At 71.1% G+C, this 25237-nt stretch carries 22 protein-coding genes and 1 pseudogene; 11 read left to right on the plus strand and 12 right to left on the minus strand.

Features of this window, described 5'->3' with window-relative positions; genetic code table 11:
• The 3 genes from ACTYVM_RS36755 to ACTYVM_RS36765 all read left to right on the plus strand — a co-directional run.
• The coding region (locus tag ACTYVM_RS36755) for an amino acid adenylation domain-containing protein (protein ID WP_445530086.1) at positions 1-2541 on the plus strand (2541 nt) is incomplete at its 5' end.
• A gap of 141 nt (positions 2542-2682) precedes the next feature.
• Positions 2683-3954 (plus strand): cytochrome P450, encoded by a 1272-nt coding sequence (locus tag ACTYVM_RS36760; protein WP_445530087.1) that lies wholly within the window; start codon positions 2683-2685, stop codon positions 3952-3954.
• A 74-nt stretch (positions 3955-4028) separates the two neighbouring features.
• Entirely contained in the window at positions 4029-5036 is a 1008-nt protein-coding gene (locus ACTYVM_RS36765) for a thioesterase II family protein (RefSeq protein WP_445530105.1), read from the plus strand.
• Here ACTYVM_RS36765 and ACTYVM_RS36770 read toward each other — a convergent pair.
• A pseudogene (locus ACTYVM_RS36770) lies at positions 4931-5386 on the minus strand (DUF3995 domain-containing protein); the annotation flags it as partial. The gene ACTYVM_RS36765 and the pseudogene ACTYVM_RS36770 sit on opposite strands and share 106 nt — an antisense overlap.
• 259 nt (positions 5387-5645) lie before the next feature.
• Between ACTYVM_RS36770 and ACTYVM_RS36775 the strand changes: the two are divergent.
• The 6 genes from ACTYVM_RS36775 (at position 5646) to ACTYVM_RS36800 (ending at position 11225) form a co-directional block, all read left to right on the plus strand.
• Positions 5646-6620: an ATP-binding cassette domain-containing protein gene (locus ACTYVM_RS36775; protein ID WP_445530088.1), complete on the plus strand. Its 975-nt coding sequence runs from the start codon at positions 5646-5648 to the stop codon at positions 6618-6620.
• Positions 6617-7405: an ABC transporter permease gene (locus ACTYVM_RS36780; RefSeq protein ID WP_400027784.1), complete on the plus strand. Its 789-nt coding sequence runs from the start codon at positions 6617-6619 to the stop codon at positions 7403-7405. Before ACTYVM_RS36775 ends, ACTYVM_RS36780 begins: the two co-directional genes overlap by 4 nt.
• Before the next feature lie 46 nt (positions 7406-7451).
• Positions 7452-8603 (plus strand): class I SAM-dependent methyltransferase, encoded by a 1152-nt coding sequence (locus ACTYVM_RS36785; RefSeq protein ID WP_445530089.1) that lies wholly within the window; start codon positions 7452-7454, stop codon positions 8601-8603.
• 15 nt (positions 8604-8618) lie between these two features.
• Positions 8619-9413 (plus strand): ABC transporter permease, encoded by a 795-nt coding sequence (locus tag ACTYVM_RS36790; RefSeq protein WP_445530090.1) that lies wholly within the window; start codon positions 8619-8621, stop codon positions 9411-9413.
• Between the two features lie 181 nt (positions 9414-9594).
• Positions 9595-10665, plus strand: coding sequence for a MupA/Atu3671 family FMN-dependent luciferase-like monooxygenase (locus ACTYVM_RS36795; RefSeq protein ID WP_445530091.1), 1071 nt, complete (start codon positions 9595-9597; stop codon positions 10663-10665).
• 92 nt (positions 10666-10757) lie between these two features.
• Entirely contained in the window at positions 10758-11225 is a 468-nt protein-coding gene (locus tag ACTYVM_RS36800; protein ID WP_445530092.1) for a flavin reductase family protein, read from the plus strand.
• A gap of 186 nt (positions 11226-11411) precedes the next feature.
• Here ACTYVM_RS36800 and ACTYVM_RS36805 read toward each other — a convergent pair whose 3' ends face one another.
• The 4 genes from ACTYVM_RS36805 to ACTYVM_RS36820 form a co-directional block, all read right to left on the minus strand.
• Entirely contained in the window at positions 11412-12731 is a 1320-nt protein-coding gene (locus ACTYVM_RS36805; protein WP_445530093.1) for a methylaspartate mutase, read from the minus strand.
• Complete coding sequence (locus ACTYVM_RS36810; protein ID WP_445530094.1) at positions 12728-13210, minus strand: cobalamin B12-binding domain-containing protein; 483 nt, start codon at positions 13208-13210, stop codon at positions 12728-12730. Before ACTYVM_RS36810 ends, ACTYVM_RS36805 begins: the two co-directional genes overlap by 4 nt.
• 148 nt (positions 13211-13358) lie before the next feature.
• Positions 13359-13652: a LysR family transcriptional regulator gene (locus ACTYVM_RS36815; RefSeq protein WP_445530095.1), complete on the minus strand. Its 294-nt coding sequence runs from the start codon at positions 13650-13652 to the stop codon at positions 13359-13361.
• A gap of 297 nt (positions 13653-13949) precedes the next feature.
• Entirely contained in the window at positions 13950-15158 is a 1209-nt protein-coding gene (locus tag ACTYVM_RS36820; RefSeq protein ID WP_445530096.1) for an MBL fold metallo-hydrolase, read from the minus strand.
• Between the two features lie 147 nt (positions 15159-15305).
• Between ACTYVM_RS36820 and ACTYVM_RS36825 the strand changes: the two genes are divergently transcribed.
• Positions 15306-15890 carry a carboxymuconolactone decarboxylase family protein gene (locus tag ACTYVM_RS36825; protein ID WP_445530097.1) on the plus strand — a complete coding sequence of 195 codons (585 nt, stop codon included), beginning with the start codon at positions 15306-15308 and terminating at the stop codon, positions 15888-15890.
• Between the two features lie 69 nt (positions 15891-15959).
• Here ACTYVM_RS36825 and ACTYVM_RS36830 read toward each other — a convergent pair whose 3' ends face one another.
• A complete protein-coding gene (locus tag ACTYVM_RS36830; RefSeq protein WP_445530106.1) occupies positions 15960-16745 on the minus strand; it encodes an SGNH/GDSL hydrolase family protein in 786 nt (261 codons plus the stop codon).
• Positions 16746-16890: 145 nt separating this feature from the next.
• Complete coding sequence (locus ACTYVM_RS36835) at positions 16891-18972, minus strand: alpha-galactosidase (RefSeq protein ID WP_445530098.1); 2082 nt, start codon at positions 18970-18972, stop codon at positions 16891-16893.
• A gap of 172 nt (positions 18973-19144) precedes the next feature.
• Here ACTYVM_RS36835 and ACTYVM_RS36840 point away from each other — a divergent pair, with 172 nt between their 5' ends.
• A complete protein-coding gene (locus tag ACTYVM_RS36840) occupies positions 19145-19942 on the plus strand; it encodes a tyrosine-protein phosphatase (RefSeq protein ID WP_445530099.1) in 798 nt (265 codons plus the stop codon).
• A 30-nt stretch (positions 19943-19972) separates the two neighbouring features.
• Here the strand turns inward: ACTYVM_RS36840 and ACTYVM_RS36845 are convergent, their stop codons facing one another.
• From ACTYVM_RS36845 to ispG, 5 genes are all read right to left on the minus strand, one after another.
• Positions 19973-20092, minus strand: a complete 120-nt coding sequence (locus ACTYVM_RS36845) for a DUF6126 family protein (RefSeq protein ID WP_445530100.1) — start codon at positions 20090-20092, stop codon at positions 19973-19975.
• Positions 20089-20712, minus strand: coding sequence for a helix-turn-helix domain-containing protein (locus tag ACTYVM_RS36850; RefSeq protein WP_445530101.1), 624 nt, complete (start codon positions 20710-20712; stop codon positions 20089-20091). The genes ACTYVM_RS36845 and ACTYVM_RS36850 overlap by 4 nt, the downstream gene beginning before the upstream one ends.
• Before the next feature lie 73 nt (positions 20713-20785).
• Positions 20786-22168: an aspartate aminotransferase family protein gene (locus ACTYVM_RS36855; protein ID WP_445530102.1), complete on the minus strand. Its 1383-nt coding sequence runs from the start codon at positions 22166-22168 to the stop codon at positions 20786-20788.
• Complete coding sequence (gene dxs, locus ACTYVM_RS36860; protein ID WP_445530103.1) at positions 22165-24102, minus strand: 1-deoxy-D-xylulose-5-phosphate synthase; 1938 nt, start codon at positions 24100-24102, stop codon at positions 22165-22167. The genes ACTYVM_RS36855 and dxs overlap by 4 nt, the downstream gene beginning before the upstream one ends.
• A 30-nt stretch (positions 24103-24132) precedes the next feature.
• Positions 24133-25236, minus strand: coding sequence for a flavodoxin-dependent (E)-4-hydroxy-3-methylbut-2-enyl-diphosphate synthase (gene ispG, locus ACTYVM_RS36865; RefSeq protein ID WP_445530104.1), 1104 nt, complete (start codon positions 25234-25236; stop codon positions 24133-24135).
• Position 25237: the final 1 nt, after the last annotated feature.

Consider the following 25237-nt stretch of genomic DNA (forward strand, 5'->3'; position numbering starts at 1 on the left):
GTGACGTTCCCGCAGTTGTTCGCCACGTCCGTGGAACGGGACCCGGACGCGGTCGCGGTCGTGCACGGCGAGGAGTCACTGACGTACCGGGAGACGGACGAACGAGCCAACCGGCTCGCCCGCGTCCTCATCGACGCCGGAGTGGGCCCCGAACGCCTCGTAGCGTTGGTGCTGCCCCGCTCGGTCGAGATGGTCGTGGCCCAACTCGCCGTGCTCAAGGCCGGCGGCGCCTACCTGCCCGTCGACCCCGACTACCCGCTCGACCGCATCGCGTACATCCTCGGCGACGCCGCACCCGCCCTCATCCTCTCCACCGAAGCAACCGCCGAGCGGCTGGCCGGTGTGGGCGGCGGAGCACACTGGCTGACCGTCGACACCAACCCCGGCACGGACGGATCCCCGGTCAGCCCCCCTGCTCTACGACCGGACCACCCCGCCTACGTCATCTACACCTCCGGATCCACCGGACGCCCCAAGGGCGTGGTCGTCTCCCACCGAGGCCTGGCCGCCTTCACCACCTCCTGCGTCGAACGCTTCACCGCCCACGCCGACTCACGCGTACTCCTGTTCTCCTCACCCAGCTTCGACGCCTCCGTACTCGAACTCTGCACGGCCATCGGCGCCGGTGGCACCCTCGTCGTCCCACCCCCCGGCCCCCTGGTCGGCGAAACCCTCGTCGAAGTCCTCCGCGACCACCGGGTCACCCACGCCCTCATCCCCCCGGCCGCACTCGCCAGCGTCCCCACCGAAGCAGCCACCCACCTCACCCACTTCCAGACCCTGATCGTCGGCGGCGACGCCTGCCCACCCGAACTCGTCGCCCGCTGGGCACCCGGCCGCCGCATGGTCAACGCCTACGGCCCCACCGAAGCCACCGTCGCCGCCACCATCAGCACACCCCTCACCGCCGACGGCCCTGTGCCCATCGGCACCCCCGTCATCAACACCCGCGCCTACGTCCTCGACGCCCGGCTGCGTCCCGCCCCCGTCGGCGTCGCCGGAGAGCTCTACGTCACCGGCGAAGGACTCGCACGCGGCTACCTCAACCGCCCCGCACTGAGCGCCGAACGCTTCCTCGCCAACCCCTACGGCCCGCCCGGCACACGCATCTACCGCACCGGCGACATCGCCCGCTGGACCCCCGACGGCACCCTGGAGTTCGCCGGACGCGCCGACGACCAGGTCAAAATCCGCGGCTTCCGCATCGAACTCGGCGAGATCGAGACCGTACTCGGCCAGGACGAGACCGTGGGCCGGGCGGTCGTCGTCGTCCGCGAGAACGAGGAGGGCGCGAAGAGCCTGGTCGCCTACCTGGTGGCGGCGGAGGGTGCGACGATCGAGGTGCCCCGGCTGCGTGACGTCCTTGCCGCGCGGTTGCCGGACCACATGATGCCCGCCGCATTCGTCGAGCTCGACGCACTGCCGCTCACCACTCACGGCAAGCTCGACCGCAAGGCCCTGCCCGCGCCCGACTTCAGCCCCACGGACTGGACGGGCCCGCGCACTCCGCAGGAGGAGATCCTGTGCGGCCTGTTCGCCGAGGTGCTCGGGCTGGAGACGGTCGGCGTCCACGACAGCTTCTTCGACGTCGGCGGCGACAGCATCATGTCGATGCGGCTGGTGACCAAGGTCCGCGCCACGTTCGGCGTGCGGCTGAGCATCCGCACCATCTTCGAGGCGCCCACCGTCGCGGAGCTGGCCGGGCGGCTCGCGGGCGACACCGAGGGGGACACGCTGGACGTGCTGCTGCCGCTGCGGACCACGGGCGACAAGGCACCGCTGTTCTGCGTGCACCCGGCGGGCGGCCTCAGCTGGGTCTACTCGGGTCTGATGAAGCACGTCGGGGCGGACCGCCCGCTCTACGGCCTCCAGGCCAGGGGGCTCGCCGATCCGTCGGCGACGCTGCCCGGCAGCATCGAGGAGATGGCGGCCGACTACGTCGCGCAGATGCGCGGCGTCCAGCCCAACGGCCCCTACCACCTGCTCGGCTGGTCGCTGGGCAGTCTGGTGGTCCACGCCATGGCCACCCAGCTGCGGGCCGCGGGCGAGGAGGTCGGGCTGCTCGCCAACCTCGACCAGTACCCCATCGACCGGAGCGAGCCGGAGCCGGAGCGCCTGCCCGACCAGCAGGACGCGTTGCGGATCATGCTGGACTTCGTCGGCCACGACATGGACAGCCTGGGCGACGAACCGCTCGAGTACGCGATGGTGGCCGAGGTGCTGAGGGAGCGTCAGAGCGTCTTCGCGAACCTCGACGAGTCGGCCATCGCCGCACTGGCCGGGGTGTTCGCGAACAGCCGCACGCTCATCGGCGGTTTCGAACCGCAGCCGCTCGACGGCGACGTGCTGGTCCTCGTCGCCGAGCCGGACGAGGCGGTACCCGCCACGGAACTCGTCGAACGGGCCGAACGCTGGCGGCCGTTCGTGACTGGAAAAATTGAATATCGGGTGGTGCGGTGCAGCCACGCGCATATGATGCAGGCTGAACCGGCCGCAGAAATCGGCCGCATACTCGCCGAGAAGCTCGGGGAAAGCAAGTAGCCGGATCCCGGAGCTGATGTCGACCGACCGGTTCAGGCCCGTGGAAAAGGGTGTCCTTTTCCACGGGCCTGAACCGACTGTGCCCTCGGTCGAAAATACCGCCGCAATTCCCTTTCGCAGCCCACGACGAATGGCGAAGACATGACTGCGCAAACGATGTCGATACCGGACGATGTCTCCACAGTCGATCTGACCGATCCCAGAACGTTCGAGGAGAACGATCTCCGCGAATACTGGCGCCAGTTGCGCACCACGCGCCCCCTCCACTGGCACCCGCCCACCGGTGACGCGCCGGGTTTCTGGGTGATCAGCCGCTACGCGGACGTCATGGCGCTGTACAAGGACAACAAGCGGCTCACCTCGGAGCGGGGCAACGTCCTGGTGACGCTCCTCGCCGGGGGCGACTCCGCCGCGGGCAAGATGCTCGCCGTCACCGACGGCGCGCCGCACCGGAACCTGCGCAACGTGCTGCTGAAGGCGTTCTCCCCGCAGGCGCTCAAGCCCATCACGGACCGGGTCCGTGCGAACACCACCCGCCTGGTGGTGGAGGCCGTCCGGCGCGGCGAGTGCGACTTCGCCACCGACGTGGCCGAGCACATCCCGATGAACACCATCTCCGACCTGCTCGGCGTGCCCGCCGCGGACCGCGAGTTCCTGCTGAACCTCAACAAGTCAGCGCTCAGCTCGAACGAGGAAGGCCAGTCGGCGACCGACGCCTGGCTCGCCCGCAACGAGATCCTGCTGTACTTCAACGAGCTGGTCGCCGAGCGCCGGGCGAAGCCGACCGAGGACGTGATCAGCGTGCTCGCCAACAGCACCGTGAACGGCGAGCCGCTGAGCGAGGAGGTCATCGTCCTCAACTGCTACAGCCTGATCCTCGGCGGTGACGAGACCAGCCGGCTCTCGATGATCGACGCGGTGCGGACCTTCACCCGGCACCCGGACCAGTGGCGGTTGCTCCGCGACGGCGAGGTGACGCTGGAGTCGGCCACCGAGGAGGTGCTGCGCTGGGCGACGCCGGCGATGCACTTCGGCCGGCGCGCGGTCACCGACATGGAGCTGCACGGCCAGGTGATCGCCGCCGGCGACATCGTCACCCTGTGGAACAGCTCGGCCAACCGGGACGAGGAGGTCTTCGCCGACCCGTACACCTTCGATCTGAACCGGTCGCCGAACAAGCACATCACCTTCGGCTACGGCCCGCACTTCTGCCTCGGCGCGTATCTGGGCCGGGTCGAGGTGAACGCGATGCTGGACGCGCTGCGCACCTACAGCACCGGCTTCGAGGTCGCCGGCGAACCGCAGCGGATCCACTCCAACTTCCTGACCGGGCTGTGCGGTCTGCCGGTGCGGTTCCAGCCGGACGAGGCGGCGCTGGCGGCGTACGACGGCGGGAACGGAGCGCACGCGTGAGCCCGTCCGCCGGGGTGAGCCCGTCGAAGTGGCTGCGCTGCTACCGCAAGGTGGCCAGGCCCCGCCTGCGGCTGGTGTGCTTCCCGCACGCGGGCGGCGCGGCCAGCATGTTCCGTGACTGGCCGCGGTGGCTGCCCGACGACATCGAGGTGACCGGGGTGTGCTACCCGGGCCGTCAGGACCGGGTCCTGGAGCCGTGCATCGACGAGATGGGCGCGCTGACCACGCCGATCGCCGACGCGCTCCAGTGCTGGGCGGGCGAGCGGCTCGTGCTGTTCGGGCACAGCATGGGCGCCTCCGTCGCCTACGAGGTGGCCCTGCGGCTGAAGCAGCGCACCGGCTCGGCTCCGGGGTGGCTGTTCGTCTCCGGACAGCTGCCGCCGCACCAGGTGGTGCCCAAGAGCGTGCACCTGCGCGGCGACGAGGCGATCGTGGCGGAGGTACGGCGGCTCGGCGACCCCGACGCCGACACGGTGCTGGACGATCCGGACCTGCGGGAGCTGGTACTGCCCGCGATCCGGGCGGACTTCCGGCTGATCGGCACCTACCTCCCGCGCCCGGTCACCCCGCTGGCCACCCCGGTGACCGCGTACGTGGGGGACGAGGACGAGCAGGTACCGGTCGACGGCCTGCGGGAGTGGGCGGCGGTGAGCGCCACCGGCCGCTTCGCCCACCGGGTGTACCCCGGCGGCCACTTCTATCTGATGGACGACCCCGAGGCCCTCGTCCGCGACCTGGCCGACCGGCTGACCGGCCACCTCGACGCGGGGGGTGGTCAGGAGACCGCGAAGCGCGCGCCGACGAGCGAGAGCAGCGCGCCGAACACGTCGATCACCAGGATGCCCACGACCAGCGACGTCCACCACCTGCGGCGGGCGCCCCGGGTGCGGAGGAACTGCCAGGCGGCCAGGGCCAGCACCAGGCCCTGGACCAGGAAGCACGGCTCGAACACCAGGAGGTCCTGCACGGCCGAGAGATGGTTCGCCTCGGCCGCCTCCGCCGCGCCGACGCCGGGCACGACCGGGAAGTCGACCGCTCCGTGGTGTCCGCTCAGGTACAGGGCCTTGGTGACGAATCCGTAGAGGGCGTGCGAGACGCACACCACCGCCGCGATCCACATCGGCACCAGCAGGACCCAGGCGCGCACCCGGCTCCGCGTCCGGCGGTTCAGCGCGAGGACGAAGAGCGCGCCGACCAGCATGATGGCGCTCACCACCCAGTTGACCGCCTGCACCGCGGACTTGTCGTGCCGCGCCAGAAGCGGCAGCCCCCAGGTGCCGCCCACGGCCCAGTACACGTGAAGAAGCATGAAGAGAATCGTGAAGAGGAAAGCCAGGTGAACCCAGACCGGCCGGCGCGGCAGTTCGGTACCCTGATTCCGACCAGGAGAATTCTCTTCACTTTCGCCTGGAATTAGCGTTTCGTGCACCATTCAAATCCTCACCTCGAAGCCCGAGCACACCGCGGGCACGCTATCACCGGGCACGAAGGCGCGAACCCCGTGCATATCGGAGTTTTCAATGAGGGGGCCGGTTCCGGCCACGCCGGTGCTAGCGTCGGCGGCGCCGATGCGGCAGCCGTCGCGGTCGGTGAACCCGCCCGCGTTCTCTGTTCCCCGCAGGAAACCCGGCGTTGTCCGATCTGAACCGTTGATCCGCGATCAGCGGACTTTAGCGTATGGGGGTGAATGCGTGGACATAGCAATTCGGGCCGAGGGGCTGAGCAAACGCTACGGCGGAAAGCAGGTCAAGGACGCGCTGAACGGTGTCGACCTGTCGGTCCCCGCCGGCACGGTGTTCGGGCTGCTCGGCCCCAACGGCGCCGGGAAGACCACGACGGTGCGCATCCTGGCCACCCTGCTCGCCGCGGACGGCGGTGAGGCGACCGTGGCCGGATTCGACGTGCGCCGCCAGGCGAAGGAGGTACGCCGGCGCATCGGGCTGACCGGACAGTACGCGGCGGTGGACGAGCGGTTGACGGGCCGGGAGAACCTCCGGCTGATCGGGACCCTCTACCACCTCGGCCGCAGCGCCACCCGGGCCAGGGCGGACGAACTGCTCGAACGGCTCGACCTGACGGACGCGGCCGACCGTGCCGTGAAGACCTACTCCGGTGGCATGCGGCGCAGGCTCGACCTCGCCGCCAGCCTGATCGCCGAGCCGCCGGTGCTGTTCCTGGACGAGCCGACCACCGGTCTCGACCTGGCCAGCAGGCTGACCCTGTGGGAGGTGATCCGCGCCCAGGTGAGCCGCGGCGTCACCGTCCTGCTGACCACCCAGTACCTCGAAGAGGCCGACCAACTCGCCAACCGCATAGCCGTGCTGAAGGACGGCGGGGTCGTCGCCGAAGGCACCCCGGACGAGTTGAAGGACCGGGTCGGCGACGACCGGCTGCGGGTCACCGCCGCCTCCGCCGACGACGTCGTCGCCCTGACCAAGGTGCTCAGCCGGTTCGGCGTCGACGAACCGGTGGTGGACGAGGAGAAGCGGACGGTCTCGGTACCGATGACCGAAGGCGTCGGCGGCATCGCGGCGGTGGCCACCGAACTGGCCGGGGCGGGTGTCCGGGTGGCCGACTTCCGGCTCAGCCGTCCCTCGATGGACGAGGTCTTCCTGTCCCTGACCGGCCCCGCCGAGCGGCCGGTGGCCGAAGGAGCGGCGACATGAGCGAGTTCCTGAGCGATTCCCTCGCCCTGACGGGCCGCCATCTGCGGCACCTGTCCCGGGTGCCGGAGCGGCTGCTGAGCGTGACGCTGATGCCGGTGATGTACGTGATCGTCTTCGGGTTCCTGTTCGGCAGTGCCATGCAGGTCGAGGGCGGCAACTACCGCGAGTACATCATGGCCGGCATCTTCGCCCAGGTCATGCTGGCCAACCTCCAGACCACCGCGGTCGGCGTGGTCGACGACCTGCGCAACGGCCTGGTCGACCGGTTCCGTTCGCTTCCCATGTCCCGCTACGCCGTACTGATCGGGCGTACCGTCTCCGACCTGCTGCTGTCCACGATCGCCATCGTCGTGATGGGCGTGGTCGGCTATCTGATCGGCTGGCGGGTGCACACCGGCGCCCCGCGCATGCTGGCCGCCTTCGGCATCCTGCTGCTGCTCGGCCTGGGCGCCGCGTGGCTCGGCGCGCTGCTCGGGCTGTCCCTGCGCAACGTCGAGGCGGTCAGCGCGGTGATGTCCATGGTCATGATGCCGCTCACGTTCCTGTCCAGCGCGTTCATCCCGCTCAGCGGGCTGCCCGAGTGGCTGCGCGCCATCGCGGTGTGGAACCCGCTGTCGGCGGTGGTCGGGGCCCTGCGCCAGCTGTTCGGCAACCCCACCTCCGTCGGAGACACCTCGTTCCCCTCGGTTCACCCCGTCCCCGTCGCCGTGGTCCTCATCGCGGTGATGATCGCGCTGGCGATGCCGCTCGCCGCGCGCAGGTACCAGACCGCGGCGGCCCGGTGACCCGCTCGCCCGACAAGGCGCCGCCTACCCCCAAAGGAGCACTGCGATGACGCCTGGTGTCACCACGCCCGCTGACTTCGAGGCGGGCGACACACCCGCGCCGGAGCTCAACGTCCGCCCGCTCGTGGACACCGCGCTGCTCCCCGACTGGCGGGGTGCGGGCAAGGTCGTGCACTCCGCCCACCGGGTGTACGAGCATCTGATCTCGCTGTGGGCGCCCGGCGTCATCGAGGCCGCGCACGATCTCGGTGTGTTCGCCGAGTTGAGCACCGGGCCGAGGACCAGCGACGAGCTCGCCCGGGCCTGCGCCGCCAACCAGCGGGCGATGCGGGTGCTGATGGACGGCCTGTACGCCTACGACATCGTCGACCGCGTCCCGGCCGAGGACGGCTCCGCCGTCTACCGGATGTCGCAGGAGATGCACGAATGCCTGCTGCCGGACGGGCTGTTCAGCCTGGTCGGCAAGATCGAGTACGACCGTCAGCTGGCCTGGCACTCCTGGCGCAACCTGGCGGACGCGGTGCGCGGAGACAACCGCGACGAGGCCGGCGGGCTCCAGCTCAACCAGATCACCGAGCACAACTACGAGTCCCTGGTGCGCGGTATCAACTTCTGGGCGCCGCCGATCGTCGAGGCGCTGCGCGGCGGGTTCGAGACGCTGGAGTGGCCCACCGACCGACCGGTCTCCGTGCTGGACATCGGCTGCGGTACCGGCCTGTACAGCCAGTTGCTGCTGAGGGCGTTCGGGCAGTGGCGTGCCACCGGTCTGGAGGCCCCGAACATCGCCCCGATCGCCACGGCGCAGGCCGAACGGCTCGGCGTCGCCGACCGGTTCGACGTCCAGGTGCGCGACTTCTGGGCCGAGAGCTGGGGCTCCGGCCACGACCTGCTGGTCTTCGTCAACATCTTCCATCTCCAGACCCCCGAGTCGGCGCAGGAGCTGCTGCGCAAGTCCAAGGAGGCCCTGTCGCGAGGCGGTCTGATCTGCATCGCCGACCACCTGGTCACCGACGAGAAGGACGCCAAGTCGATCCAGGACCGGTTCGCGATGCTGTTCGCCGCGTCCATGCTGGCCACCGGCGGCGGTGACGCCTTCCTGCTGGACGACTACGACCAGTGGCTGGCCTCGGCCGGACTGCGGCGGGTCGCGGTGCTGGACACCCCGATGCACCGGATCCTGCTCGCCGGGCACGCCTGACCGGCCCGCGGCGACATGGCGGAGTTCCTCGGCGACACGCGGGCCATCGCCGGCCGGCACCTCCGGCAGCTGCTGCGGCTGCCGGAGAAGCTGATCGGGTTCACCGTGATGCCGGTGGCGATGGTGCTGGGCCTGGGGGTCCTGTTCGGCGGCAGCATGCGGGTTCCCGGCGGCGGGCCGTACGGCGCGTACGTGTCGGCGGGCGTGGTCACCTCGCTCGCCGTGTCGACGGTCGCGCTCTCCGCGCTGGGCGTCGTCGACGACCTCCAGGACGGCATGTTCGACCGGCTCCGCTCGCTTCCGGTCGACCGCGCCGCCATCCTCTCCGGACGGATCGTGGTGGACTCGCTGCCCGTGGCGGTGGCGATGGCCAGTGTGGTGCCCGCGGCCCGGATCACCGGCTGGGCCGCCGACGTCCGGCCGACGGCGGCGCTGGCCGCGGTCGGCCTGGAACTGCTGCTGGGCATCGGGTGTTCGTGTCTGGGCATCTTCCTCGGGCTCACCTTCCGCAACGCGGAGGCGGTCACCTCGGTCCTCCCGGTGTGCCTCCTGCCGGCGACGTTCCTGTCCAACGCGTTCGTGCCGCCGGACGGGCTGCCCGGCTGGCTGCGTCAGGTGGTCGGCTGGAACCCGGTGACCGCGGTGAACAGCACGGTGCGCGAACTGCTGGGCACGGAGGGGACGGCCGCCGGCGCCGGCTTTCCGGACCGTCACGCGGCGCCGATCGCCCTCGTCTTCTGTCTGCTGGTGATCGCCGTGACCGCTCCGGCGGCGGCGCGTGCGTACGGGCGCGCCGGACCCATGCGGTGAGGCCGCCCCGGGCCCCCGACGAGCCCGGGGCGGTCTCGCCCCAAACCCGGCCACAGAGTTTTCGAACTGATCCGGAGCGGGTTTTCCCGCTGACTAGGCTGCGCGTATCGGGCTGACGGAATCGGGCTCCGCTCCGCATTTCACTCGGCCACCGACCGAACGCGCTGATGGTGGAGGCGCCATGGATTTCGGGCTTTTCTATTTCGCGAACGACAAGGAGGACGCCGGCGACAGGTACCGGCTGCTGATCGAGGGTGCCAAGTTCGCCGACACCCATGATTTCGCGTCGGTGTGGACGCCGGAACGTCACTTCCACGCGTTCGGCGGCCTCTATCCGAATCCGGCGGTGACGGGTGCCGCGGTGGCCGCGGTCACGGAAAGGGTCGCGGTGCGGGCCGGGAGTGTGGTGGCCCCGCTGCACCATCCGGTGCGTATCGCGGAGGAATGGTCCGTCGTCGACAACCTCTCCAAAGGAAGGGTCGGCATCGCATTCGCCTCCGGTTGGCACGCGGCCGACTTCGTGCTGCGCCCGGAGGGATATCCGACCCGCAGGTCCGGTCTGATCGACTCGGTGCGCACGATCCGGAGCCTGTGGCGGCAGGAGCCCGCGACGCTGGTCGACGGCGCGGGCGAGAGCGTCGACGTGACGGTCTTCCCGCCGCCGGTGCAGCGGGAGTTGCCGGTCTGGCTGACCAGCGCGGGCAACCCGCAGACCTTCCGCGAGGCGGGCGAGATGGGCGCCGGGGTGCTGACCCATCTGCTGGGTCAGGGCATCGACGTGCTGGAGAAGCGGATCGGCGAGTACCGGCAGGCCTTCCGCGACCACCACGACGAGACCGAGGGCGACGGACATGTCGCACTCATGCTGCACACCTTCGTCGGCACGGACCGGGAGAAGGTCAGGCAGACGGTCCGCGAGCCGTTCAGCAAGTACCTGGCCAGCTCCTTCGACCTGGTCATCCATGCCGCCAAGGCGGCGGGCGCCAACGCGGTCGCGCTGGATCTGAACAAGATGAGCCCCGCGGACATCGACTTCTTGGTCGGCCAGGCGTTCGACCGCTACTTCGAGACCAGCGGCCTGTTCGGCACGGTCGAGGACGGCCTGCGGATGTGCGAGCGGCTGTACGAGGTCGGCGTGGACGAGGTCGCCTGCCTGATCGACTTCGGCGTGGAGACCGACGAGGTGCTGGCCGGCCTGGTCCATCTCGACCGGCTCGGGCAGGCGTGGCGGGAACGCGAGCGGGCTCGGTGACCGCGCGCGCCGCGGCGCCGGGCGCAACGGCGAAGGGGACGGGCGGGGCGCCGGAGCCGGGCCCGGTCGGCGCCGGGGCGTATCGCGCGTTCATGAGTTCCTTCCCGACCGGTGTGTCCGTCGTGACCACGCTCGACACGGACGGCCGGCCGCGCGGAATGACCTGCTCCTCCCTCTCGAGTGTCAGCCTGGATCCGCCGGTCTTGTCCGTCTGCCTGACGGTGACCAGCCGGACACTCAGCGCGTTGCGCGCCCACGGCTTCTTCGGGGTGAACCTGCTCGGTGTCCGCGCGAGCGGGGTCGCCCGTCTGTTCGCCGACTCCTCACTGAGCCACTTCGAGCACGTGCCGTGGCAACCGGTCGGCAGCGGCGAAGTCCCCCGGCTCGGCGGCGACACCGTCGCGTTCGCCGCCTGCCGGGTGGCCGAGACCAAAGCCGTCGGCGACCACGTCGTCGTCTTCGGCGAAGTGGTCGGCACCGACTCCACCGACGGCACCCCCCTGCTCTACGGCCGCCGCCAGTTCACCGCCTGGCCCGAGCCGGCCCCGAAGCCCACCTGACCCAACACCCCCGCCCCACCCCACTCGACGCCCCGACGCGGGTACACGAAAACGCCCAGTACGGCCGCCCCCGCGCGGCGGGGGGTGGGCGGCGTGGTCGGGTCTCTCGGTGGGTGCCGTGAGCGGTCGGCCGGGGGGTTTCCCGCCCCGCGTCGCGGGCGGGTGGTGCGGCCGTGGCCGTCTCCGTCACGCCGGGTCGGGGGCCGGCACCGCTGCGGTGGCACGGTGCTGGATCGCCTCCCGGTCGAACTTGCGCCGCAGATGGGAGAGGTCGGCCAGCAGACCCGCAGCGGTCACCTTCCGGCCCTGCCCGGTCCGCACCAGACCCGTCAGCGGCAGCGCTCCGGTCTGGGCCCAGCAGAGCCGGCCCTCCTCGTCCAGGCGGCTGCGGGTTCGGCCCCGGTTGTCCGGATGCACGCAGTACGGGATGTCGAGGTAGCCGCGTTCGAACGCCAGCAGCAGCGCGCGGCCGAGGTCGGAGTGCAGGTTCAGCACCCCTTCGACCAGCGCCAGCGCTTCCGCGTACGTCTGCGTGTCCGTGTCCGGGGCGGGCACCGGCCGGGCCGTCTCGGCCACCCGTGCCGCGTGCTCCAGGGCGGCCACGTTCTCGTCGACGGTGGGGATCCGCCGCGACTCGGCGACGGTCTTGACGATGAGCCGCTCGGACCCGGTCCGCACGGCCAGTCCGGCGGCTTCGCCGAGCAGCCGGTACGCCCCGGACTCGGTGTACGGGTACACCCCCATGTAGGCGTAGACGACCACGTGCCAGTCCACGTCGGGCAGCAGCTCACCGCACAGTCGGCGCAGCGCGAACACCGCCTCGGTGTCCTGGCCGGCGTGGGTCTGCTGGGCGTAGCTCACCGAGACGCTGCGGCAGCCGTACGCGCGGAAGAACAGCGCCTCCAGCACGCTGAGCGCCACCAGCTGGCTGGGCGGGCACAGTTGGCCCATCATGCAGCCGCCGAAGGTCTCCAGGTGCGGTTCGGCACCCTGGTCGCGCAGCAGGGAGAACAGTTCCGTGCACTGCCGCCAGGCCGCGACCGACTCGGCCAGCGGGGTGCGCCCGTAGGGCAGGCAGTAGGACACCGGCCCGCCCTCGGTGGCGTCCAGGCCCAGCGCGATCAGCTTGCGGAAGATGTGCTGGGGCAGGGCGGATCCATGCCGCACCTGCACGGGGAAGCCCGCGTCCCGGACACCGGCCAGCATCGCCCGGGTCGTGGCGTCGGGGTGGCTGACGATCGGGTAGCCGTTGAGCGGCTGACCCTCGCGCCGGGCGTGCTCGACCGCGGCCAGATCACCGACCCTGGTGTAGCTGTCCAGGGTCAGCGTGCCGACGGTGTGGCCGCGCGCCGCCTTGGTGGCCGCCAGCCCCGCCCGCATCCGCTCCGGGTCGCCGAACCCCATCCGCGGTTGCACGACGAGCGCGCCGGCCCGCGCCCGCGCACGGACGAACGCGCCGAATCCCGGCCGCGCGGGGGCGGGCCCGCCCGGTACCAGGGCGGTCACCGGGGTCTCCCCGCGCTCAGCACCGGCTGCGCGACGGGCGGGAGCGAGGTGACGAACGCCGTGAAGTCGGCCGCGTCCGAGGCCTGGTCGGGGAAGACCGCGTCGAAGCCCGCGGCCACCAGGGCCCGCGCGTGGTGGCCCACGTTCTCGTCGGACACCGTGAGCTTGCCGCCGATGACCATCGGCGTGGCGGCCAGTTCCGGGCAGGCGCGCAGCCGGGTGATGGCGCGCAGGCCGTCGGTGCGGCCGTGCCCGTTGACACTGCCGATGACGACCAGCGCCGGGTCGATCCGGCGGCATGCGTCGACCAGCACGTCGTCCGGTACGCAGGGTCCGAGGTTGACCACGTGGTAGCCGAGCTCCTCGATGACCAGTTGGAGGTAGACCAGGTTCCACGTGTGCGCGTCGCTCGCGAGGCCCGACACCACCACGGTGCCCCGGTCGTCCCGGTCGTCCCTGCGGGCCAAGGGCGTGCTCACGCCGACGACTTCCGTTTCCCGCTGTGCCACGGTTCTCCCTTGTGCGTACATGGGCGGCATCGCCTGGTGCTCGGTCCGGGCGGCCGGTTGCGGCGGCCGGGACGGCACTTCGGGATCGAGGTGGTCATGGGGAGCCCCGGGCCGGGTGTCAGGGCACCATGCTCGTGACGGCGACGGGCGCTCTGCTGAATTCCACGCATTCTCTCTTGATGTTCTCGATCAGCATCAGAGTCGCGCGCGCCGAGGACAGGATCATCTGCCCTTCGCGAGTCAAAGTGGTGCCGCCTGAATTCCGGGTGAACAGCTTGATACCCAAAGATCGTTCAAGACATATGATCTGGTAACTTATTGCCGGTTGCGAGTATCCGAGCTTCTTGGCCGCAAGATCCATCCGGCCTATTTCGGCAATCGCGACAAAAGCGCGCAACTCGCGTTCGTGCATAATCGCCTCACAATTAACAGGTTATCAAGTGCCGAAACATTAACATGCGATTCCTTCGCAGGGCACAACGCTTGCAGGAAGCTGCCACGGCAGGTGTAGAACGGGATCTGTGGAGCTTTGCCTGGTCAGTGAGGTTTAGGCATTTCCAGTCGGCTGCGCGGCATGCGCTTCCCACGCAAAGTCGGCATTGCCGCGCAGCCGAAGTCGCCGAATGTCCGCATCGAGTCGGAGAAACGGGACGAACCAGATCGGGGAGTTGTCAGAGATTTCCGGCGAAGAGGTCACCCGGGGCCGGCGTCAGCGCTCCCCGGCGAGGTCGAGATCGCCCGGGACGGACGGGGCGGACGGAGCCGTCGGAGCGGCCTCAGGTCCACGGACCCGGCGCCACGGGTGGGACAGGGGCGCGGACACCGGTCGCCACCACGGCTCCGCGGGAACCTTGCCCGAGGGCTCGAAAGGCTCCCCCGGCCGCGGGAACGCCACCGCCGCTCCCGCCTCCTCGGCGGCGTCCTTCGTCCACTCGCCGGGCTCGGCCCAGGCGTGCGGGGCGAGGGTGAAGGTGCCCCAGTGGATCGGCAGCAGCACACCCGATGGCGTGTCCCCCTGGAGGTCGAGATGGGCGCGGAGCCCCTCCTCGGGCGTCATGTGGATGTCCGGCCAGAACTCGGAGTAGGCGCCGATCTGGATCATCGTCGCGTCGAACGGGCCGTGGTCCGCGCCGATCTGCCGGAAGCCGTCGAAGTACCCCGTGTCACCGCTGTGGTAGATCCGGTGCTCCTCCCCCGCGACGACCCAGGAGGCCCACAGGGTGTGCTGGGTGTTACGCAGGGCCCGGCCGCAGAAGTGCCGGGCGGGGGTGGCGGTCAGGGTGAGCCCGCCGACCCTGGTGGCCTCGTGCCAGTCCAGTTCGCGCAGGCGGTCGGCGGACACGCCCCAGTGCTCCAGGTGGGCGCCGACGCCGAGCGGCACGGCGAACACGGTGTCCGTGCCGGCCAGCGCCTTGATGGTGGGCAGGTCCAGGTGGTCGTAGTGGTCGTGGGAGATGACGACGACGTCGACCGGGCCGAGCGCGGCCAGCGGCAGCGGCACCGGGTGCAGCCGCCGGGGCCCGGCGAAGGGGAACGGCGAGCAGCGCTCGCCCCACACGGGGTCGAAGAGCACCCGCTGCCCGTCGATCTCCGCGAGGACGCTGGAGTGCCCCATCCAGGTCAGCCGCAGACCGGTGGCCGCGGGCCTGGCCAGGTCGGCGAGCGTGGTGGCGTGCACGGGCACGGTGCCGCGCGGGGCGCGGCGCCGGCGCTCCTCCTTGTCGAGGTAGCGCCGGGCGAAGGCCGGCGTCGAGCCGGAGGGCCGGGTCCGGGCGGGACCGCCGGGGTTCTGGAAGACGCCGTCCTTGAAGTGGGGTGATCTGCGGATGCGCGCCATGCGCTCCCCGCTGGGGTCGGCGCCGAAGGCCTCGGGCCGCAGTGCACGGAGCCCCGGGTTCGAAGGACGGAATCCTGCCACGCTACCTCCAGGTGGAGTCGGTCAGGCTTTCCATTATGTCGGGGCCCTGCGACGGCCCGGATGTCACACCGGCGCGCTCCCGGCCGTCGTACCGGTGCGGGCACCCGCGAGGTGCCCACGGAACCGATACGACTGGAGGTGGCCGCCATGGCCCGCGTCTCGCTCACCCCGCCCCGCACCCGCTTGTTCCGACTCGTCGAGTGGTACAGCAGCCGCGTCTACGGCAAGGTGCTGGACCCCGTCCGGGCGCTCGCCCACAATCCGCGGGTCCTGTGGAGCGACCTGCGGTTCGAGCAGTCCCTGGCGAAGTGGAACAGGCTCGACCCCGACCTGAAGGCGCTCGCCGAGATGGCGTCGGCCGCCGCGATCGGCTGCTCGTGGTGCATGGACTTCGGCCACTGGGTCGCCAGGGAGCGCGGCATGGCGCCCGAGAAGCTGCGCGACGTCCCCGTGTGGCGGGACAGCGGCGCCTACACACCGCTGGAGCGCGACGTCCTGGCGTACGCCGAGGCCATGACGGCCACGCCGCCCACGGTGGACGACGACCTGTCCGCCCGGCTGCGCGACCGGCTGGGCGAGCCGGCCCTGGTGGAACTGACCGCGATCGTGGCGGTCGAGAACCTGCGCTCACGCATGAACTCCGCGCTGGGTCTGACGAGTCAGGGCTTCAAGGACTCGTGCGAGGTCCCGGAGGCCGCACGGGACACCGGTGACGCGGTGGCCCGGGACTGACCCGCACGGCGCACCGACCGGCGCGGAGCGCGGATGACGGCAGGGGGCCCGGAGCCCGCCGGTGCGGGCTCAGGCCACCGACGTGATCCGGGTCCTGATGTCGTCGGGGGACAGGGCGCCCTTGGCCGTCACGTGGTCGCCGGAGGACTCGCCGCGCAGTCGGCGGCCGATCCACGGCACCAGGTACTCGCGCGCCCAGTGCACGTCGTCGCGGCGGACCTCCAGCGTGCCGCGGGGCGGCAGCGGCGGCCAGGGCTGCTCCGGGTCGGCCGGGACGTCGAGCCCCAGAGCCTGACCGGCGCGCAGCGCCACCCGTGTGTGGCCGTCGGGCGAGAGGTGCAGGCGGTCGTCGTCCCAGGCGCGGCGGTCCTGGACGGCCCTCAGCGACCACAGGTCGAGCACCGGGCAGCCGTAGCGGTCGGCGACGGCCCGCACATGCCCGTTGTACGTGGCGATCTTGCCGCGCAGATGCTTGAGGAGGGGAACGCCCCGCGTGTCGAACCCGGTGGTCACCATGACCGTGCCCGCGACCGCGGCGAGCCGGGAGACCGCCTTCTCGAAGCGCTCGGCCACGTCGTCCGGGTCGGTGCCGGGGCGGATGATGTCGTTGCCGCCGGCGCAGAACGAGACCAGGTCGGGGGCGAGTTCGGTGGCCCGGGGAACCTGGTCGGCCACGATCTGGTCGAGCAGTTTCCCGCGTACGGCGAGGTTGGTGTACTGGAAGCCGCCCTCGGGCCGCCGGTCGGCGAGCAGCACGGCGAACCGGTCGGCCCAGCCGACGAACGCCCCATCGGGGCCGGGGTCGCCGACGCCCTCGGTGAAGCTGTCCCCCAACGCCACGTACGACCCGATCACTGATCTGCTGTCACTCTTCGAATCGTCTGCCACGTCGGCCCATGATTCACCTTCGAATGTGACCTACGCGACCGTAGGAAAGGGTTGACGGACGGTGAGAAAGGCCACTCCGCCGGATCGCCTCCCGCGGGAATACACGGGCTCCTCAGACACGCCGCAGCCGGACGACCGTCGCGTCGAAGTCGCCCCGCAGCCCGGTGCGCAGCCCGTGGTGCAGCAGCACGGCACCCCGGTGCACCTCCCCTGAGCCCCCTGAGTCCCCGCACACGTACGACGCCGCCGGGTCAAGACCGCGCAGCCGCAGCGCGGGCACGGGCTCGCCGTGGTGCTGCGCCTGGAGCAGGGCGAGGACGACGGTGTCGTCGCCGAGGACGTACTGCACCGCGCTCAGCCCTCCCCGCGGGGCCCGCAGCCGGTACAGGTCGCCGTGTTGGACCACCGGCCGGATCTCCTTGTAGAGGGCGATCCAGTCGCGGGCCTCGGCCAGTTCCTCCTCCGTCCAGCGGGTGAGGTCGCCGCCCACGCCGAGCACCCCCGCCATGGCGCTCACGAAGCGGAAACGCAGCGTGCTGGCCCGCCCGTTGAGCTGGACGTTCGGGCTGTCGGTGACCCAGGCCGCCATGACCCGCGCCGGATGGACCTGGCTGAAGCCGTGCTGGATGGCGAGCCGGTCCAGCGGATCGGTGTTGTCGGAGGTCCACACCTGGTCCGTACGGGACAGGACGCCGAGGTCGATCCGGCCGCCGCCACCCGAGCAGGACTCGAAGGCGACGCCGGGGTGCGCGGCCCGCAACCGGTCCAGCAGGGCGTACAGCGCGCGCACATGGTCGGTCCACAGACGCTGCGGGTACGGCTCCCCGGGCCAGCCCGGGTCGGTGAAGGAGCGGTTGAAGTCCCACTTCACGTAGTCGATCGGGGCGCTGGAGAGCAGCGCGTCCAGCCGCTCCCACAGATGCTCCCGCACGTCCTCGCGCGCGAGGTTGAGGACGAGCTGGTTGCGGAACTCCGTCCGCGTGCGCCCCGGTTGGTGCTGCACCCAGTCGGGATGGGCGCGATACAGGTCGCTGTCGGGGTTGACCATCTCCGGCTCGACCCAGATGCCGAACCCCATGCCGAGGCCGTGCACCTGGTCGGCGAGCGGCTTCAGACCGCCGGGGAACCGGTCGGGGTTGGGCCACCAGTCGCCGAGCCCGGCGCGGTCGCCGGTGCGGGCGCCGAACCAGCCGTCGTCGACGACGAACAGTTCCACGCCGATCGCCGCCGCCCGCCGCGCGAGCGCCCCCTGCTGCTCCTCGGAGATGTCGAATCCGGTGGCCTCCCAGGAGTTGAAGAGCACCGGCCGGTCCCGGGCCGCGTCAGGGACGACGTACTGCCGCTGGTAGGCGTGCCAGGCACGGCTCGCGCCGCCGTGTCCGCTCCCGCTCCACAGCCCGGCGAGGACGGGGGTGACGTACGTCTCTCCGTCCTGGAGCCTGAGCAGCCCCGAGTCGTCGTGCCCGGCGCCCCCGGTGATCTGCACGCGCGCGTCCGGGAGCCGGGCGACCGCGATCCGCCAGGAGCCGGACCAGCCCAGGGCGCAGCCGTAGACCTCGCCGTGCTCCTCGGTGGCGTCGGTGTCCAGGGCGACCCAGGGCAGGTGCTGGTGACCGGTGTGGCCGCGACGGCTGCCGATGACCTGCTCGCCGTGGGCGAGGCCGGTACGCGCCAGGCGGGACTCGGCGGCCCAGCGGCCGTGCAACTGCGACAGCCGCCAGCCCTCGCGGTCGGGCAGGGTCCAGGTGGCGGAGTCGGCACGCAGCACCTCCACCGCTTCGGGTCCGCGATTGGCGAGGGTGACCCAGCGCTCGACGACGTCCCCGCGCATCCGGTAGTGCAGGGTGATGTCCAGCCCCGAGTCGTGGAACAGCAGCCGCAGTTCGCCGTCCTCGGTCCGGTACCCCCCGAACGTCCACTCGGTGCCGCGCCGTCCGGCGGTGCGCACGGACAGCGCGGGCCGCACGAAGCGGGGGCCGCCCTCGACCGGGTACTCCTCGTGTCCGTCGAGCGGGGACTCGAAGGGCCGGGCGTCCGGCAGCGGACGGGCGGCCAGGGCCTTGGCGTCGGCGAGCGTGATGCTCGGTCCCCAGTGCAGGTGGAGCAGTTCGCCGCGCCCGGTGAGATGAACGGCGTACCCGCTCGTGGGCCCGGTCAGCAGCCACGTACGGCCGTCGTCGGCGGTCTCCAGCATGTTCCGTCCCCCACAGGTCCGAACCGGTCCGTGCCCGCACCGCCATCATCGAGGCGCGCGGGCGCCGGGGCAACGCCCGCGGACAACTCGTTGCCCCAGGAAGCCATGTCGTATGGTCGAAGCCGTGCCCGCCGACGCGCCGTGACGGCGGGGCCGAAAGGGAGGAGTCCCCGTGACGCAGCAGGTCCCCTCGACCGAGCCCGAGCTGGCCGCAGTGCGCAACTTCCGTGACGTGGGCGGGCTGCCGACCGTGGACGGCCGGCGGGTGCGGCACGGAATGCTGTTCCGCAGCGGCCACCTCGCGCACGCGACCGAGCAGGACGCGTCCTACCTCGGCTCCCTGGGCCTGCACACGATCTTCGACTTCCGCAACGCGGCCGACGTGAGGCTGGAGGGCCCGGACGTCGAACTGCCGGGCGTGCGCCATGTGAACCTGCCGCTGAGCGACCCCGCGGACGGCGCCGAGTTCTGGGCGATGGTCCGCGACGGCAACCTCGACGAACTGCGCTCCGTCCTGGCCGAGGGCAAGGGCGCGCAGCGGATGATCGCGTCCTACCGTGTGCTCGTCAAGGAGCGCACCGGCGAGCACTCCCAGGTGCTGCACGCGCTCGCCGAGGACTGCGTCCCGGTCCTGATGCACTGCGCGGCGGGCAAGGACCGCGCGGGCCTGTCGATCGCCGTGACCCTCCTCGCCCTCGGCGTGGAGCGGGACGCGATCGTCGCCGACTACCTGGAGTCGAACGCCAAGCACCGCCGCTACAAGGTGCACCGCAGCGGGACCTCGGCCGCGGCCTACTCCCCCGAGGTCATGGAGCTGCTCAGCCCCCTGTTCGAGGCGCGTGCCGAGTACCTGGCGGCGGCCCTGGAGACCATCGAGGAGAGCTGGGGCGGCGTCGACGCCTATCTGGAGCGGGGGCTGCGGCTGGCCCCCGACACCCGGGACCGGCTGCGCGAGCGACTGCTGGACTGACGGGCACTGCTCAGGCCGTCGCTCGGGCCGTCACTTGGAGCCGACCGAGAACAGGAACCAGACGAACCCGGCGAAGAAGTGCCCGACGACGGTGTAGATGACGAGCCGGACCCACAGGGCACGCGGGAACTTGTCTTCCAGGTTGCTCATGGCATGTCTCCGATATGGGGGCCCAGGCACAGCGCGGCCGTGGGACTCTGCAACAGGGTGTGGACGAAGAGGAGCTCGACCCCGTCCGGGTCCTCGGCCGCGATGCGGTGCGGGGTCAGCGAGTCGAAGTGCGCGCTGCTGCCCGGCACGAGCAGGTGCGTGGCATCGCCGAGGCGGAGGCTGAGGCGCCCCTTGAGGACGTACAGCCACTCCTCGCCGGGGTGCACCCGCACGATGTCGCCCTGGGAGCCGTGCGGGACCAGGACGCGCAGGGCCTGCATGCCGCGGCCGGACGCGCCGGCCTGCCAGTACGTCCAGCCGCCGGCCCGCGTCGGCTCCAGGTCCCCGGCGCGCACGACCGCGTCCCGGTCGGGGACCGTCTCGCCGAGCAGTTCGGAGACCGTCGTACCGTAGACACGGGCGAGCGCGAGGAGCATCGGCAGCGAGGGCTGGCGCCGGCCCGTCTCCAGGCGGGAGAGGTGGGCGGGCGACAGCCCGGCGGCGCGGGAGGCGGCCTCCAGGGTCAGCGCGGCACGGCGGCGCAGCGCACGCAGTTGCGGCGCGACGGCGGGCAGGTCTTCGACCGGCCCTGCCGGGGGCGGGGACTCTGGAGAGCTCATACCTCCATTCCAGCGCCGCTTTGCCCCTAAGGCAAATTTCTTACCTCAGAGGCAAAGCCCTGTCCGGCTCCGCTCACCGGTTGGCGACGGCCTGTTTGACCAGCATCTTGCCGAAGTCCCACATCAGTCCGCCGCCGTGTGCGTCGTCCATCACGGCGGTGAAGGCGTCCACGAACCGGTCGACCTCCGCCTCCCCGATGACCAGCGGCGGGATCAGTTTGATCACCTCGAGGTGGTCGCCCGAGACCTGGGTCAGGATACGGTGCCGCTGCAGCAGCGGGACGACCACCATCTGCGCGAACAGTCCCTTGCGGGCCGTCTGGAGCATGGTCCAGCGCCCGCGCAGCTTCAGCGACCTCGGCCGGCCGAACTCGATGCCGATCATCAGGCCCCGGCCGCGCACGTCGGCGAGCAGCTCGTACCGGTCGGTGAGCGCTGCCAGCCGGGACTTCAGCAGCTCGCCCGTGGCCCGCGCGTTGGCCACGATCTGCTCGTTCTCCATCACGGACAGTACGGCGAGCCCCGCCGCCATGGCCTGGGCGCCCGACCCGAAGCTCGCCGAGTGGACCAGCACGCGGTCGATCGAGGAGTAGACCTTCTTGAAGATCCAGTCCCTGCCGAGGGTCGCGCTGACCGGCACATAGCCGCCGGACAGGGCCTTGGCCACGCAGACCAGGTCCGGTTCGACCCCGTCCTCGTGCTGGTAGGCGTAGAAGTCCCCGGTGCGGCCGAGGCCCGTCTGCACCTCGTCGGCGATGAGCAGTGCCTTGTGCCGGTGCAGCAGTTCCTGCGCGGCGCGCAGCCAGCCGGGCGGGGCCTCGTGCACGCCCTTGCCCTGAATCGGCTCGACGATCAGGGCGGCCACGTCGCCCTTCCTCAGTTCCCGCTCGAGTGCGTCGAGGTCGCCGAGCGGGACGGCGGTGTCGGGCAGCAGCGGGGCGAAGCCGTCCCGGAAGCCCTCCTCGCCGTTGACGGACAGCGAGCCGGTGGTCAGCCCGTGGAAGGAGTGCTCGCAGTACAGGATCCGCCCTCTGCCGGTGGCGCGGCGGGCGAACTTCAGCGCGGTCTCCACCGCCTCCGTGCCGCTGTTGCCGAAGAACACCCGGTCCAGGTGCGGGCTGTGGGCCAGCAACCGCTCCGCCAGCAGCCCGGGCAGGGGCTGGCAGTCGAAGCGGGTGAGGTCGGCGAGCTGGGCGTCCAGCACGTCGTGCAGCGCCTTGCGGACGACGGGATGGTGGCGGCCCAGGCCCATCACCCCGAACCCGGAGAGCATGTCAAGGTAGTCGTTGCCCTCCGCGTCCCAGAAGTACGCGCCCTCGGCCCGCTCGTAGACCTTGTCGAAGCCGATGGTGTGCAGCATGCGCGGCAGTTGGTGGTTGAGGTGCCTGGCGTGCAGCTCGTAGCGCTCGGCGCCGCGCTGGGACAGCAGGGCGCCGAGGTCGAACTCCGTGCTCATTCGGTTGTCTCCTTGACTGCCATGACGGCCCCGGCGCCCTCCTGCGCCGGGAGCGTCCCGACCTGCTCCCGCACGGCCAGGCTCGCGCCGATCCGGCCGGCGACCTCGACCGGGGTGAGCCCGATGTCGGCCAGCACCTCCGCGCGCTTGGCGTGCGCGAGGAACTGCTCCGGGATGCCGAATCTCCGTACCGGTACGTCGACCTCGGCGTCGCCGAGTGCCAGGGCGACCGCGGCGCCCACGCCGGCCGCCCGGCTGTTGTCCTCGACCACGGCCACCAGCCGGTGCCCGGCGGCCAGGCCCGGCAGCGCCGGATCGACGGGCTTGGCCCAGCGCGGGTCGACGACGGTGCAGCCGATGCCGCGCGCCTGGAGCAGTTCGGCGGCCTGGAGGCACACCGGCGCCATCACGCCCACGGCGACCAGCAGCACGTCGGACCGCTCCGCCCGGTGCAGCACGTCCATGCCGCCGACCCGGCCGAGGGCCGGGATCCGCGGGCCGACCGACTCCTTGGGGAAACGGACCAGGGTCGGCGCGTCGTCGACGGCGACGGCCTCGCGCAGCTGCGCGCGCAGCTGGTCGGCGTCGCGCGGCGCGGCGATCCTCAGGCCGGGCACGACCTGGAGGACGGACATGTCCCACATGCCGTTGTGGGAGGGCCCGTCCACGCCGGTCACTCCCGCCCGGTCCAGGACGAAGGTGACCCCGCAGCGGTGCAGGGCCACGTCCATCAGGAGCTGGTCGAAGGCCCGGTTGAGGAAGGTGGCGTAGACGGCGACGACCGGGTGCAGACCACCGGTGGCGAGCCCCGCGGCCGAGACGGCCGCGTGCTGCTCGGCGATGCCCACGTCCCACACCCGGTCCGGGAAGCACTCGGCGAACCTGCCCAGGCCCACCGGGTGCAGCATGGCGGCGGTGATCGCCACGACGTCGTCCCGCTCCTCGCCGATCTTCACGATCTCGTCGCCGAACACGGAGGTCCAGGACGGCCCCCCGGCGGGGGAGAGCGGCTCGCAGGTGAGCGGGTCCATCACCCCCACGGTGTGGAAGTGGTCCTCCTCGTGGGCCAGCGCGGGTTCGTAGCCGCGGCCCTTCTCGGTGAGGCAGTGGACCAGGACGGGTCCGTGGAAGCGCTTGGCCCGGCGCAGCGCCGACTCGACGGCCTTGATGTCGTGTCCGTCGATCGGGCCGAGGTACTTCAGCCCCAGGTCCTCGAACATGCCCTGCGGCGCGAACGCGTCCTTGAAGCCCTTCTTCGCGCCGTGCAGCGACTCGTAGAGGGTGTTGCCGACCACCGGGGTGCGCTGGAGGACGTCCTTGCCCCAGGCCAGGACCTTCTCGTAGCCGTCGGTGGTGCGCAGGGTGGCCAGGTGGTTGGCGAGGCCGCCGATGGTCGGCGCGTAGGACCGCTCGTTGTCGTTGACGACGATGATCAGCGGCTGGTCCCTGGCGGCCGCGATGTTGTTCAGCGCCTCCCAGGCCATGCCGCCGGTCAGCGCGCCGTCCCCGATGACGGCGACGACGTGTCCCTTCTCCCCCTGCACCTGGCGGGCCTTGGCGAGTCCGTCGGCCCAGCCGAGCGCCGTGGAGGCGTGACTGTTCTCGATGACGTCGTGCTCGGACTCCTCCCGTGCGGGATAGCCGGACAGCCCTCCCTTGCCGCGCAGCTTCGAGAAGTCCTGACGCCCTGTCAGAAGCTTGTGCACATAACTCTGGTGACCGGTGTCCCACAGGATCCGGTCGACCGGCGACTCGAAGACCCGGTGCAGCGCGACGGTGAGTTCCACCACCCCCAGGTTGGGTCCGAGGTGACCGCCGGTCCTGGCCACCGCCTCCACCAGGAACTCGCGTATCTCGTCGGACAGTTCACCCAGTTCCGCCTCGGACAGCGCCTTCAGGTCGCGTGGTCCCCGGATGTTCTCCAGAATGGTCACGCTGGGCCCCCTCTCGGTCCGTGCCGTGCTTCAACCCACTGTCACTGTCGGTGTCCCCGCGACGATGCCGCCATCGGATGCGACGCCGTCCTGCTCCATCTGCTCGGCGAGCTTCATCGCCTCCTCGATCAGGGTCTCCACGATCTTCGACTCGGGCACGGTCTTGATGACCTCGCCCTTCACGAAGATCTGCCCCTTGCCGTTGCCCGACGCGACTCCGAGGTCGGCCTCGCGGGCCTCACCCGGACCGTTGACGACGCAGCCCATCACCGCGACGCGCAACGGCACCTCCATACCGGTCAGACCGGCCGTGACCTCCTCCGCCAGCTTGTACACGTCGACCTGGGCACGGCCGCAGGACGGGCAGGAGACGATCTCCAGGCCGCGCTGCCGCAGGTTCAGCGACTCCAGGATCTGGATGCCGACCTTGACCTCCTCGACCGGCGGCGCGGACAGCGACACCCGGATGGTGTCGCCGATGCCCTGGGAGAGCAGCGCGCCGAAGGCGACGGCCGACTTGATCGTGCCCTGGAAGGCGGGACCGGCCTCGGTGACACCGAGGTGGAGGGGGTAGTCACACCTCTCGGCGAGCTGCCGGTAGGCCTCGATCATCACGACCGGGTCGTTGTGCTTGACCGAGATCTTGATGTCGCGGAAGTCGTGCTCCTCGAAGAGGGACGCCTCCCACAGGGCCGACTCGACCAACGCCTCCGGAGTCGCCTTCCCGTACTTCTGGAGCAGCCGACGGTCCAGCGACCCCGCGTTCACACCGATACGGATCGGCGTGCCGTGGTCCTTGGCCGCCTTGGCGATCTCCCTGACCTTGTCGTCGAACTGCTTGATGTTGCCCGGGTTCACCCGGACCGCCGCGCACCCCGCCTCGATCGCCGCGAACACGTACTTCGGCTGGAAATGGATGTCCGCGATCACCGGGATCTGCGACTTGCGCGCGATCGTCGCCAGCGCGTCCGCGTCGTCCTGCGTCGGACACGCCACCCGCACGATCTGGCACCCCGACGCCGTCAGCTCCGCGATCTGCTGCAACGTCGCCCCGACGTCCGACGTACGCGTCGTCGTCATCGACTGCACCGACACCGGCGCGTCCCCGCCCACCGCCACCGACCCGACCTGGATC

Source organism: Streptomyces cyslabdanicus (assembly GCF_052663305.1).

Coding starts and splice junctions, on each gene's coding strand:
- ACTYVM_RS36760 (WP_445530087.1), top strand. CDS start 2,683: ATGACTGCGCAAACGATGTCGATACCGGACGATGTCTCCACAGTCGAT.
- ACTYVM_RS36780 (WP_400027784.1), top strand. CDS start 6,617: ATGAGCGAGTTCCTGAGCGATTCCCTCGCCCTGACGGGCCGCCATCTG.
- ACTYVM_RS36785 (WP_445530089.1), top strand. CDS start 7,452: ATGACGCCTGGTGTCACCACGCCCGCTGACTTCGAGGCGGGCGACACA.
- ACTYVM_RS36790 (WP_445530090.1), top strand. CDS start 8,619: ATGGCGGAGTTCCTCGGCGACACGCGGGCCATCGCCGGCCGGCACCTC.
- ACTYVM_RS36795 (WP_445530091.1), top strand. CDS start 9,595: ATGGATTTCGGGCTTTTCTATTTCGCGAACGACAAGGAGGACGCCGGC.
- ACTYVM_RS36800 (WP_445530092.1), top strand. CDS start 10,758: ATGAGTTCCTTCCCGACCGGTGTGTCCGTCGTGACCACGCTCGACACG.
- ACTYVM_RS36815 (WP_445530095.1), bottom strand. CDS start 13,652: ATGCACGAACGCGAGTTGCGCGCTTTTGTCGCGATTGCCGAAATAGGC.
- ACTYVM_RS36825 (WP_445530097.1), top strand. CDS start 15,306: ATGGCCCGCGTCTCGCTCACCCCGCCCCGCACCCGCTTGTTCCGACTC.
- ACTYVM_RS36835 (WP_445530098.1), bottom strand. CDS start 18,972: ATGCTGGAGACCGCCGACGACGGCCGTACGTGGCTGCTGACCGGGCCC.
- ACTYVM_RS36845 (WP_445530100.1), bottom strand. CDS start 20,092: ATGAGCAACCTGGAAGACAAGTTCCCGCGTGCCCTGTGGGTCCGGCTC.
- ACTYVM_RS36850 (WP_445530101.1), bottom strand. CDS start 20,712: ATGAGCTCTCCAGAGTCCCCGCCCCCGGCAGGGCCGGTCGAAGACCTG.
- ACTYVM_RS36855 (WP_445530102.1), bottom strand. CDS start 22,168: ATGAGCACGGAGTTCGACCTCGGCGCCCTGCTGTCCCAGCGCGGCGCC.